This window comes from Pseudomonas algeriensis, from assembly GCF_048847255.1.
Classification (GTDB): Bacteria; Pseudomonadota; Gammaproteobacteria; order Pseudomonadales; family Pseudomonadaceae; genus Aquipseudomonas.
In genome coordinates, this window is the sequence record NZ_JBKKRK010000010.1 from 199,231 (window position 1) to 211,547 (window position 12,317).

The window sequence follows — 12,317 nt, forward strand, 5'->3', positions numbered from 1 at the left end:
CCCTTTGTGGCAAGCGCCTTCACCGCAGAAGCGGGATCGCCTGGACTACAACGATCTCAACGCTTCATAGGGTGCCTGCGCGTAACACCTGACCCGCTCATGCAACAGTGCCGAAGCCTCCCGGCGCTTGTCCTCGCTGTCGCCAGTGAACGCCTGCGCCGGCTGCTTGGCATGCTGCCCCACTTTTGCGAACACTCGCCTGCGTTGCTCATCATCAAGCCGGAAAAACGCCGCCAGCCTTCCCGTCATCGCCTCGGGCAGTTCGGTGTAGTCCACCGCCATTGCGGCAAATGCCTGGCAGTGCTCCAGACCCGTCGCCAACAAACGGCCCACCCGGCGCGAGATGAAATCTTCCTGGCTGACGAAGGGTAATTCATCGTCGAGCACGCTCGCCCCGATCAACCCCGGCACCATGTGCATGCCAGGGCGGCGCAGATGGGAGACGGCAATTTCCAGCGGATCGCGGTACAGGAACAGCCGAGGCGTATCGGGAAAACATTCGCGCAACAGCGCCAATTCGCCGATGTTCCAGGCGTCGAGCTTGATCACCAGCCGTTGCTCCCCACCTCGACGGCGCTGCCCATAGGCCGACACCAAGCCCTTGAGCGCCACGCGCCGTCCGGCAGGCGGCAAATCACTGCGCAGCAGCGCATCCAGGGGCGGCGGCTCCGAGATGACGATGTGGTCATCCAGTTGGGCGAGCATCTGGCTGATCAGTGTCGAGCCGCATCGGGAGGCATGGAAGATGAATGCGCTGGGCGCCAGGCCGGGGCTCTGTCGCTGCCATTGGCCCAGGACGTCCAAGGGTGTCTGGCGGCGGAACACCAGGTTGAAGGGCACGCGCAGGGCTTCTTCCACGGCATCGCCGAAGAACGGCTGCGACAGTCGTCGGTCACCGAACCAGCACCAATCGACTCGCCACTCACCGGCCTCCTGCCACACGCGGATCGGCAACCAGCCATCCAGCCTCAGGGCTTGCACTGGTCACTCCATTGTCGGCGACCGTGGCGCATGGCAGCCCGCAATTGCTCCCGGGTGAAATGCAGCCCTTGTTCCGCCCCGAGCGTCAGCACGGTTTCAACGAAAGTATCCAGGTCATGAAGGCCTTGCAATGCGCTGGCAAGCTGAGGATCGACCTCCACGCAATGCTGGAAACGGGCCAGGTCGCTTTGCCCAACGACGGCTTCGGGTGTACTACGCAGCCCCTCGGCTATCTGCTGGTCCAACCATGGCCCGGGGCGACAATCGAGCACCAGATGGATTCGCGCCTGGTCGCCTTGATTGGCAACGCGATGAGGACGCGCCAGATCGAGAAACCAACATTCGCCCACCTGCATCGCAATGATCTGCCCGTCCAGCCAGAACGTAACCCCCGGCGAGCTCAGCAGCGGAACGTGCAGGCGCAGGTCGGCGTCCGGACCGCCCAGGTCATAGTCGCGATGCTCATGGATGAAACCACCCGGGCCCAACCGCAACAGGCGGGCCGAGACGATATCCAGAGGCCAATCGGCCAATGCTTCTTGCCAGCGACCATCCTCTGACCAGGGCACGCGGTACACGGGCTTACCGTGCCCGGGCGACAGCTCGGTCAAGGCATCGGCAGCCGAAATCAACGCCACGCCACTCCAATCACCGCTGTGATAGGCAGTGTTGAAATGCCCTCGCCAACGCTCGTCCTTGACGGCTGCCAGCGCCTGCAACAGCAACGGCAGGTTCACCGTGACGGGCAGGCGGGAAAACGCCGGGCGCGTCATGGCTGTGCCCGGTTATTGAGTCATCGTGGCTGTTTTCGGCAGCGTGATATCGCCCTGCGCCCAGGCTGCTTCGCGATTGGCCAACGCAGTGGCAATCGACTGCACTTCGGTGGACTGCACCTCGTTCGGCAATGGGTCGAGGCCGGCACTGGCGAAGATTTGTCCGTAGGCGTTGCGCAGGTCGGCATAGGCCAGGTCCCGCCGCAGGTCCGCCTGCAAGGTATTCAGCTCGCCCTGGATCAAGTCCAGTTCGCCAATACCCGCAGCCTGGTGACGGCTACGCAGTTGACCGACGATTTGCCCATCGATGTCCGACAGCTCCTGGCTGGTCTTGAACTGGCGCAGCGCTTCGCGGTAGTTGGCGTTGGCAACGTATAGCTGCGCCAACACGGCGATCGACATCGCCTGGCGCCGTGCCGCCGCGACTTCTTCACCGGCCTTGGCCACGTCGATAGCCGCTGGAGCGGAGATGACATTGAACAGGTTCCAGGTGACTTTGACGCCGTAGTCGGCCCAGCCCTGCTCCACCAGGAACGAGTTGCTGTCGTAATGCCCGCCGGCGGAAAATTCCAGCCCCGGCAGCAAGCGCAACATGGCCTTGCGAGTTTCCGCCGCAGTGATGCGGGTCTGGTAGTCCTGCTCGCGCAGTTCCGGCCGGCTGGCCAGCGCTTCCTGTTCGAGGCGAGCCAAATCGACCTTGAGTTCCGGGATGGCGTACTCATCCTGGGTCGCCAGGGTCAGCTCGGTGCCCAACGGCAGATTGATCAGGGTCGCCAGTTCGGTCTTGGCCAGGGACAAGGCCCGGCGCTGTTCTTCCAACTGACGGGTCGCCTGTATCAGCGAGCGCTGGTAACCCAAGGCCTGCACCGGGTCGCCGATGCGCTGCTCGCTCATGCTCTGGCTGTTGCCTCGCGCCGCCTCGACCCGGGCCATCAGGCTGTCGATCTGCTTGAGCAAACGTTCGGCGGCCATGGCTCGCCAGTAGGCCGAGCGCACGTCCTGGACGATGGTATTGATCACCTTGCGCCGGCGTTCCTGCACGATCAATCTTTGGTCACCGGCCTGCTTGGCGCTGATGTAGCTGACGCCAAAATCGAGCACGTTCCAGACCATGGTCAGGTCCGCCACTTCGCGGTCGCGGTCTTGGGAGGTCGACGGTTCCAGGGACTGGGTGCCGGTTTCCACGCTCTGGCTGCTGGAGGCGCTGACGTTGTTACGCCCCACATAACCGGCATCGAGGGCCATGCGCGGCAGCATGTCGAAGCTGGCGAGGTCCAGCTGACGCTTGGCCAGGGCCTCTTCCATGATTTTCAGGCGGCCTTCGAGGTTGTACTTCACCGCGCGGGCCATGGCCTGGTGCAGCGTCAGCGGACCACTGAGGGGCTCCTGGTCCTTGTACATATTCTGCAGGTCGTTCCGGGCGCGCTGTTCGCTGGTGCTTCGATCGATCGGCTCGCTGGTGACCGCACAACCGCTGATCACCAACGCCAGCAAACTCACACCGAATAACTTCTGACTTCTATTCATCCCTGGATTGCCCCTGGCTACCGTATTTTTTATGGAATTCTCAGGCCAGCGCTTGGCTGGTGCCGGCCTGTTTCAAAGCCGTCGCGAGGCTGTCCACCTGGCGTTGTTCTGTGTCTTTGAGCTGCTGCAACTGCTGGCCCAAGGTCGGAGCGCCAAATACGCCGCGCAGGCCTTGGGAGGCATCGCCCCCCGTTATCGACCGGTTCTCGAAGGCATCCAGCGACTCGCCATCGGAACCCGTGTCCTGGTTGAACAAACTAGAAATCGTGCTGCTGCCAAACACGCCGCCGTCGCCGCCGCCAAAACCCAGGAACCCTTGGCCCGAGCCGTCCCCGCCGGCGTCACTGCTGAAAACCTGGGCGATATAGCTGGGCGCCAACTCGCCACGGTTGATGAAGATATCCCCGATGGGCCGAAGACCACCGCCCACGTCCCGTTGCTCGAACAGCGGCGGGAAGCCCAGCGGCGACCCCAAGTCGCCGGTTGGTGGGTTGAAAATGATTGGTTGCAAGGGCACCTCGGACGACGGGATGGCTGTGACCGGATCCGAGATCAGGAACTCTGGCGGTGGCTTCACATCGTTGGCCACCACGGTGTCGATCGCATAGTTGTTGGACACCGACACGCTTGACCCGGCGTTGCCCGACAGATCGCTGACGTTGCTGGTATCCAGGGCGATAAAGTTGCTCGGGTCGGTGAGGTCCACCGACGGAGTGAAGGTCGCTGTCCAGGTCTTGCCGCCGTCGTTGCTGCTCAGGTTGCTCAGTTCGCCGTTGGTGACGCTCAGGTCCGACAGGTCGAAATCCGTCACCGCCTCGCTGAAAGTGAACGTGACCTGGGTCGTCTGGCCCACGCCCAGGCTCGGATTGGCCACCACGATGGTCGCGGTCGGCCGGGTGGCGTCGAGGGCGTAGTTGGCGGAGATGGCAATGCCGACACCGGCATTGCCGGCGCTGTCCTGCACGTTACTGGCATCCAGCAAGATCAAATTGGTGGCGTCGTTGATACCCGCTGTCGGCGTCAGGGTCGCCGTCCAGGTCAGGCCGCCGTCAACGCTGGCGAGGTTGGACAGCACGCCATTGGCGACGCTGAGGTCCGACAAGTCGAAGCCGGACACCGCCTCGGTGAAGCTGATGGTCACTGTCGTGGTCTGGCCAATGCCCAGGGACGTATCGCCCACCACGATGGTGGCGCCCGGACGCACGGTGTCGACCGCGTAGTTGTTGGAATTGACTATGCTGACACCGTCATTGCCCGACACGTTTGACACACCGCTGGTGTCCAGGCTGATCAGGTTGCTGGTGTCGGTGACGTTGCTTGCCGGGGTAAACGTTGCCGTCCAGGTGACGCCGCCGTCGGTCGAGGACACATTGCTCAGCGTCCCGTTGCTGACGGTTAGGTCGCTGTTGTCTAAACCGCTCACCGCTTCAGAGAACGTGATCGTCACCAGTGACGTTTCGCCTACGCTCAGCGCTGGATCGGCCACCACGACGGTGGCGGTCGGCACGCGGGTCTCAACGGCGTAGTTGGCCGAATTGGTGGTACCGGTACCGGTGTTGCCGGCCCCATCGCTCACACCGGTGTTGTCGAGGACGATCAGGTTGGTGGTGTCGCTCACGCCCAGGGTCGGGGTAAACGTGGCAGTCCAGGTCAGGCCGCCGTCGCTGCTGCTCACGGCGCTCAAGGTGCCGTTGGCAACGCTCAAGTCATCATTGCTGAAGCCGCTCACCGCCTCGCTGAACGTTATGGTCACCTGGGCGGTTTCGCCCGGCCTCAATGATGAATCACTCAGCACGACAGTGGCGGTAGGGCGCTGGGTATCGAGCGCGTAGTTGTTGGAGACGGTCGCGCCGACGTTGCCATTGCCCGCCAGATCGATGATGCCGCCGCTATTGAGGGAGATCACGTTGCTGCTGTCGTTGATCCCGTTGGTGGGCGTAAGGGTCGCGGTCCAGGTGATACCGCCGTCGCTGCTGCTCAGCCCGGAAATCGTACCGTTGGCGACCGTCAGGTCCGCGGCGGTGAATGCGGTCACCGCCTCGCTGAAGGTGATGGTGACCAGCGACGTCTCGCCGGCACCGATGGCCGTGTCGGCCACGACAATGGTCGCGGTGGGTCGCACCGTATCCACCGCGTAATTGTTGGAGTCGGTGGTGCCGACACCCGCGTTGCCCGCCACGTTGATCACGCCGGTGTTGTCCAGGGTGATTACGTTGGTGGTATCGGAAATGCTGACGCTCGGCGTGAACGTGGCTGTCCAGGTAACACCGCCGTCGACACTGCCGACATTGCTCAGGGTGCCGTTGCTGACGGTCAGGTCACTGTTGTCGAAACCGCTCACCGCCGAGTTGAAGGTGATGGTCACGGTCGTGGTTTCGCCGATGCCGAGGGTGCTATCGGCAATCACGACGGTCGCTGTCGGCACGTTGGTATCGACTTGGTAATTGTTGGAACTGCTGGTGCCAGTGCCGCTGTTACCGGCCCCGTCCGCCACGCCGGTGTTGTTCAGGACGATGATGTTGGAGGTATCGCTCACCCCAAGGGCCGGCGTGAAAGTAGCGGTCCAGGTGATGCCGCCATCGCTGCTGCTCACTGCGCTCAACGTGCCGTTGGCCACGCTCAGGTCCGAATTGTCGAAACCGCTGACCGCTTCGGAGAAGGTGATGGTCACCAGGGAGGTTTCGCCGACGCTCAGCGCGGTATCGGCGATCACGATGGTGGCAGTTGGGCGCTGGGTGTCCACGGCGTAATTGTTGGAGTCGGTGGTGCCACTGCCAGTATTGCCCGCGCCATCCACCACGCCCGTGTTGTTGAGGGTGATCAGGTTGGTGGTGTCGGTGACGCCCGCCGATGGCGTGAAGGTCGCCGTGTAGGTGATGTTGTCGCTGGTGCTCAGGCCACTCAGGCTGCCGTTGGTGACGCTCAGGTCGGCCAGGGTAAAACCGGTCACCGCTTCGCTGAAGGTAATCGTCACCACCGAGGTTTCGCCTGCGCCAACGGCCGAGTCGGCGACCACGATCGTTGCAGTCGGACGCGCGGTGTCGATGGCGTAGTTGTTGGAATCGGTGGTGCCGCTGCCCGTATTGCCCGCCGCGTCAGTCACGCCGGTGTTATCCAGGGTGATGAGGTTGCTGGTGTCGCTGATGCTGGCGGTTGGCGTCAGCGTCCCGGTCCAGGTGATGCCGCCGTCGCCGCTGCTCAGGCCGATAACCGTGCCGTTGGCGACCGTCAGGTCAGCGGCGGTAAAGCCTGTCACTGCTTCGTTGAAGGTGATGGTCACCAGAGACGTTTCGCCGACGCTCAGCGAGGTATCGCTGACAACGATGCTGGCGGTGGGACGCTGGGTATCAACTGCGTAGTTGTTGGAGCTGGTGGTGCCGCTACCGGCATTGCCCGCCGCGTCCGATACACCGGTATTGGCCAGGACAATCAGGTTGGTCGCGTCGCTGATAGTGGCGCTCGGTGTGAGCGTCGCGGTCCAGGTGATGCCGCCATCGCTGCTGCTCAGTCCACTCAACGAGCCGTTGGCAACCGTCAGGTCCGCCAAGGTGAAGCCGGTAACGGGCTCGCTGAAGGTAATCGTCACCTGGGACGTTTCACCGATGTTCAGTGAGGTATCGGCCACCACGATGGAGGCGGTCGGGCGCTGTGTGTCGATGGCGTAGTTGTTCGAGTCGGTGGTGCCGCTGCCGATGTTGCCGGCCAGGTCGGTAATGCCACTGTTGGTCAGCGTGATCAGGTTGCTGGTGTCAGTGACACTGGCGCTCGGCGTCAGCGTTGCGGTCCAGGTAATGCCGCCGTCGCTGCTGCTCAACCCGGTGACCGCACCGTTGGCGACCGTCAGGTCGGCGCTGGTGAAACCGCTCACCGCCTCGCTGAAGGTGATGGTCACCAACGAGGTTTCGCCCGCGCTCAACGCGGTGTCGGCGACCACGATGGTGGCGGTCGGGCGTTGCGTGTCGATGGCGTAATTGTTGGAGTTGGTCGTCCCCACGCCGGCGTTGCCATTGAGGTCCGCCACGCCGGTGTTATTCAACACAACGAGATTGGAGGTATCGGTGACCGCCGCGTCCGGCGTCAACGTGGCCGTCCAGGTGATACCGCCGTCGCTGGTGCTCAGGCCGCTGAGCGAGCCATTGGCCACAGTCATGTCGGCCGTGGTAAAGCCGGAGACCGCCTCGGAGAAGGTGATGGTGACCGTCGACGTCTCGCCAATCCTGAGGGCCGTGTCGCTCACCACGATGGACGCCGTGGGCGCCACGGTGTCGTTGACCACGTAATTGTTCGAGTCGGTGGTGCCCACGCCGGTATTGCCCGCCAGGTCGGCCACACCGGTATTGTTCAGGGTGATGATGTTGGTGGTGTCGGCGATGTTGCTGGCCGCCGTCAAGGTGCCGGTCCAGGTGATGCCGCCGTCGCCGCTGCTCAAGAGGCCAACGGTGCCGTTCTGCACCGTCAGGTCCGCCGCGGTGAGGCCCGTTACGGCCTCGGAGAAGGTGATGGTCACCGTCGTCGTGCCACCGGAGTTCAGGTTGGTATTGGCCACCACGACGGTCGCGGTAGGCGGTGTCTCATCCGGTACATAGTTGGTATTGATGGTGCCGCCGTCACCGTAGACGTTGGCCACCGATGCCGGTGACACGCCGGCGCTGCCGGCACTCGTCCCACCCACACCACTGCCGCCGACGTTGCCGGCCAGGGCCGTGAAGTTGGCGGCGGTGATCAGGATCGTGCCTTTGTTCCAGATGGCGCCAACACCAACGCCGCCCGCACCGCCCGCCTGCGTGTAACCCCCACCGGCGCCACCACCGCCACCGCCACCGCCGGCACCGACGTTATTGGAGATAACCGAGTTGCCAATGACGCGCAGGGTCGCGCCGGTATCGTTATAGATACCCCCGACCGCGCCGCCACCTGCCCCACCGATGTCGTCATAACCGTCGCCACCGCCACCGCCACCGATGGACAAGCCACCGCTGCTGGCCGTGCCGCCGGCCGAACCGGTGCTGTAACCCGGATAGGCCGCACCGCCCGCACCACCCGTGGTGGAACCGCCACGCCCGCCGATGTTGAAGAAGCCGCCGCCCGCGCCACCCTGCCCGGCCGAGCCATTGGAACCCGTGGCGTTGAGCGTATCGCCGCCCTTGCCACCGATACCGCTACCGACCGCACCACCGCCACCACCGCCACCACCGGCGTATTGCGGCGTCACGCCACCGCCACCACCACCGCCAGACGCGGCGTTGGCGGTGACCGTGACGTTGCGCAGGGTCAGGGTGCCGGCGTTGTAGATACCACCGCCCTGGGAAACCAGTGCATCGTCGCCGCCATTGCCGCCGTTACCCGCCGCCATGCCCCGAGTGATCACCAGCCCATCGAGGGTTGCCGTCGTGCCGGCCGTCACGTTGATGATCTGGGTCCGGTATTGGCCATCCAGGGTCACGTCGGCAACGTTGTCGTTGTTGAGATCGCCATCGATGGTGACGTTCTTGTTGACCACCAGCACCGACGTCAGCCCGACGGTCATGGTGTTATTGAACGTGACGATGTCGCCGTTCTGTGCGGAGGCCAGGGCCGCACGCAGGGAACCGACGCCGGTGTTGAGGTTGTTGGTGGCGGTCCAGGTGGCCAGGCCCCATTGGTACTCGCTCATGGCCTTGCTCGACAGCACGTTGGCGCTTTCGATGGTGCCGGTGGCGATTTCCAGGTTCCAGTCGCCGCCCAGGCCGGTGCGGTCGTCGGAAGCGGCCACGTCTCGGCCGGTGAGCTGCGCCAGCGAATTGACCAGGCTCATGCCGCGGTCGCCTTCGGCGGTGTAGCAGCCGTAGATCAGGATATCGCCGCCGGCGTTCATGTCCTGGCCGATCTGCGCCAGCACCTCGGCGCGGGCCTGGACGTTGTCCGCCGACAGGTAGCTGTTGCCCAGCCACAAGTCACCGGCGTTGCCGTGGGCGATGATCTGCACCGAGCTGACGCCCTGGTGCGTGTCCAGGTAATCGGCGATCTGTTGCAGGCCGTCCTTGGTGGCATCCAGTTGCACCACCTCGGTCCCGGGGGCCACGCCTTGCAGCAGGCTGCCAGCGTCCTTGACCCGTGAATCGACGAACACCACGGACTTGCCCGGGACGGCGGCCTCGGTGGCATCGGCCTGGCCTTGGGGAACATGGGTGTCGGAAGGCTGGTCCGCGGTGGGCGTCTTGGCCGCCTCGGCAGTCGGTTGCGCGTCCGATTGCGCCGCATCGGCCACGGTGGCCGCCACCGCGCCGTCGAACAGCATTCGCGGTTCCAGAGACATGATCATTGGCGATGCCAGGGGTTGCGTGCTCTCGGTTACCCGCGATTTGCCTTTGCTCCACCACATGACGATCACCTGGACTCGAACTTATTCAACACGCCAATGAAAAAAAAACCGCGATCAGCTGACCGCGGCGTCGGTTTTCATACGAATGACATTCGCCGCGCTGGCTGCGCCATCGCGCCAGAACGACAACTCGGCATACTTCTCGAACAGATCCGGCGGCAGCAAGGTCCGCCGGGCTTGCGGCGCAACCTTGGGCTTGACCTTGTGCAGGCCGGCGACGCCCAGGGCCTGGTCGAAGGCCGGCGCGTCGTAGGTCAAGTGATTGAAATCGTGCTCGAACCAAGGCTCGCCGATGAACTCGTAGACCAGCCGCATGACCCGCTCGGGCGCCTGGCTCAACAGGTCGTAGTCAACGATCAGCAACGACTCGGCGTTCTCGCCGTAATAGGCTTCCTTGAGCGCTGTCCAGGCGAACCCCACCAGGCGATTGCGCTGGGCCAGGGTTTCGCAACGGCTGTAGACGGTGTTGCGCTCGTCATCGTCGTTGAACAGCTTGGTGTTCTCGAAGGGATTGGCGCGGTAGAGCCGCTCCAGGCTATCGAGGATCCAGGCGACGTTGCGCACGCAAGCGATGGTCTTGGCCTGGGGAAACAGGTCCTGCAAGGCCGGCAAGCGGGCGCACCATTGACGGTTGGTGTCGAAGATGACCGGTTTGTCGGCCTTGTCGGCGTAGTAGGAATCGAAGAGGCCACGCAACAGGCGACGGCGCAGATCAGTGTCGATCACCGAGCCGAATTCGCTGCCGGCGCTGCATTGCTGCAGGACGCTGCTGAACAGCGTACCGACAGGGCTGGTCATGCCGGCATGGAAGCGCGGATTCTGCAACAGGATGGCAGAAAGCAGGGTCGAGCCAGAGCGCGGTAAACCGGAAATAAAGTGAAACTGCGGCAATCCCTTCACCTTGTATTTAGTCCCTTCGTAGCCGAAGCGTAGCCGACAACAAAAATTTCGCCTAGTAGTGTTTTGCCATCAGGCGCGCCGAAAACCGTAAAGAAGATGGACGGTATCGAGGCGTCGAAACGCTGAATCGGTTAAGCGGAACGAAGATTTTTTTCACCCCCTCCGCCCGGCGAAATCAGACATCCCCGTCTACGCTCAGCCGTGCGTGACCAGGCCAGGGAACGAAGGAGTCGGGCTGATCGCACTCTTGTCCTTTTTGTGCCGGGCACCCGCAGACCAATAACCTGAGGGATGAGGAATCTATGGAAGTATTCATCGGCACGATCCAGTCATTCGCCTTCAACTTCGCACCCAGGGACTGGGCGCTGTGCAATGGGCAGACGCTGTCCCTTGCCCAATACCAGACCTTGTTCGCCTTGATCGGCGTGACGTACGGCGGCAACGGACAAACCACCTTCATGCTGCCCAACCTACAGGGCCGCATGCCCGTCGGCCAAGGCGACGGACTGGGCCTGACTCCCCGGGTGATCGGCGAAGTCGCCGGCACGGAAAACGTCACCGCAACGCTGAACAACCTGCCCAACCACACCCATGCATTGACCGGCATTACCGCCGCCACCACCTTGCAACTGGCGAACCCGGCCAGCAATCCGGTGAACACGCCGACGCCCACCCATTCATTCATCGGCACCTCGGGCACCGGGCCCGGTTCAGCGGCAATCTACTCCGATCAACAGGGCGCTTCGCCAGTGCCGTTGCAAGGCGTCAGCACCACCGTGAGCGGCACGGTATCCCCCACCGGCGGCAACATGCCCATGGCAATCATGAACCCGTTCCTGGCCATCAACTTCAGCATCGCGCTGCAAGGTTATTTTCCATCCCGCAACTGACAATCCGCCGGAAGGCCTTGGCCTTCCGGCCTTTGGGAGCATCGACATGCTGCAACAGGTTCATAGCCGCCATTTCCAACCGCTGCTGGGCCAGACCGGCAGCCTGACCCTGCCTGACGGCAGATGCCTGCCGGTGCGTTTCGACACCCTGGACGAAGCACCCAGGGCGAAAATGCCCAGCAGCGAACGCATGCCGTTCAGCGTTGAGTTCAACAGCCTGCAAGGCACAGACTTCGTCGATGGGCTCTGCGCACTGGATGTGCCGGAACTGGGAAGGCTCGAAGGGGTTTTCGTATCGCGAATACCACCGATGGGGCGGGATCCGTCGGTGGGTTATTTCTACATCGCGTTCAACTGACGGGACGCGCTCCCACACGCAAATGGCGCCGCTCAGTTTCCTTTCGGATACCACACCAATCGCTCTGCCGCCGGGTTGCGCTCTTGCACCTCAAAACCCAGCGCCAGGTAATGTTTGCGGGCGTGGGGGTTGCTGGCCCAGACCACGGTCGCCACCGGGCATCGGATCTGTTGCGCCGCCTTCTGCACCCCTTGCAATACCGCTCGGCCATAACCTTGCCCACGGGCCTGTGGAATGAAGGCCAGGTAGAGCACGCGAATTTCATTGGGGCCGAAATCCGTACTCAAGGCCCCGATGGCGCTGCCGAGTTTTTCCACGACGTAATGCATGGCGTTGGGGAAGTTCTCGCCCAGCCCTTGCTCCTGCACCTGGAACTGTTGCGCGATGATTTGCTGCACCTGCTCATGCTCGCCATCGATCCATTGCAGATCCGGTCGCGCCGCCTGGTACAGGCCCTGCAAGAACGGACCATCGCTGACCCGTGATGGACGCACCACCAACCCCTCTGCCGCCACTGAATCCATGCT

Annotated in this window: 8 protein-coding genes; 2 read left to right on the plus strand and 6 right to left on the minus strand. The window is 63.2% G+C overall.

Annotated elements, in window-relative coordinates:
• Positions 1–45: 45 nt before the first annotated feature.
• Genes ACLK1G_RS17090 through ACLK1G_RS17110 form a run of 5 tightly spaced genes read right to left on the minus strand, consistent with a single transcriptional unit; the run spans position 46 to position 10,542 of the window.
• Positions 46–981, minus strand: a complete 936-nt coding sequence (locus ACLK1G_RS17090) for a sulfotransferase family protein (protein ID WP_420766484.1) — start codon at positions 979–981, stop codon at positions 46–48.
• A complete protein-coding gene (locus ACLK1G_RS17095; protein ID WP_420766485.1) occupies positions 969–1,754 on the minus strand; it encodes an aspartyl/asparaginyl beta-hydroxylase domain-containing protein in 786 nt (261 codons plus the stop codon). Before ACLK1G_RS17095 ends, ACLK1G_RS17090 begins: the two co-directional genes overlap by 13 nt.
• A 12-nt stretch (positions 1,755–1,766) precedes the next feature.
• Entirely contained in the window at positions 1,767–3,281 is a 1,515-nt protein-coding gene (locus ACLK1G_RS17100) for a TolC family protein (RefSeq protein ID WP_420766486.1), read from the minus strand.
• A 40-nt stretch (positions 3,282–3,321) separates the two neighbouring features.
• Entirely contained in the window at positions 3,322–9,642 is a 6,321-nt protein-coding gene (locus ACLK1G_RS17105) for an Ig-like domain-containing protein (RefSeq protein WP_420766487.1), read from the minus strand.
• A gap of 54 nt (positions 9,643–9,696) precedes the next feature.
• A complete protein-coding gene (locus tag ACLK1G_RS17110) occupies positions 9,697–10,542 on the minus strand; it encodes a sulfotransferase family protein (protein WP_039592590.1) in 846 nt (281 codons plus the stop codon).
• A gap of 302 nt (positions 10,543–10,844) precedes the next feature.
• Here ACLK1G_RS17110 and ACLK1G_RS17115 point away from each other — a divergent pair, with 302 nt between their 5' ends.
• Positions 10,845–11,432 carry a phage tail protein gene (locus ACLK1G_RS17115; protein WP_420766488.1) on the plus strand — a complete coding sequence of 196 codons (588 nt, stop codon included), beginning with the start codon at positions 10,845–10,847 and terminating at the stop codon, positions 11,430–11,432.
• Between the two features lie 46 nt (positions 11,433–11,478).
• Positions 11,479–11,790 carry a DUF6916 family protein gene (locus tag ACLK1G_RS17120; RefSeq protein WP_420766489.1) on the plus strand — a complete coding sequence of 104 codons (312 nt, stop codon included), beginning with the start codon at positions 11,479–11,481 and terminating at the stop codon, positions 11,788–11,790.
• Positions 11,791–11,822: 32 nt separating this feature from the next.
• On the opposite strand, the gene ACLK1G_RS17125 is transcribed toward ACLK1G_RS17120, so the two are convergent.
• Entirely contained in the window at positions 11,823–12,314 is a 492-nt protein-coding gene (locus ACLK1G_RS17125) for a GNAT family N-acetyltransferase (RefSeq protein ID WP_420766490.1), read from the minus strand.
• Between the last annotated feature and the right edge of the window lie 3 nt (positions 12,315–12,317).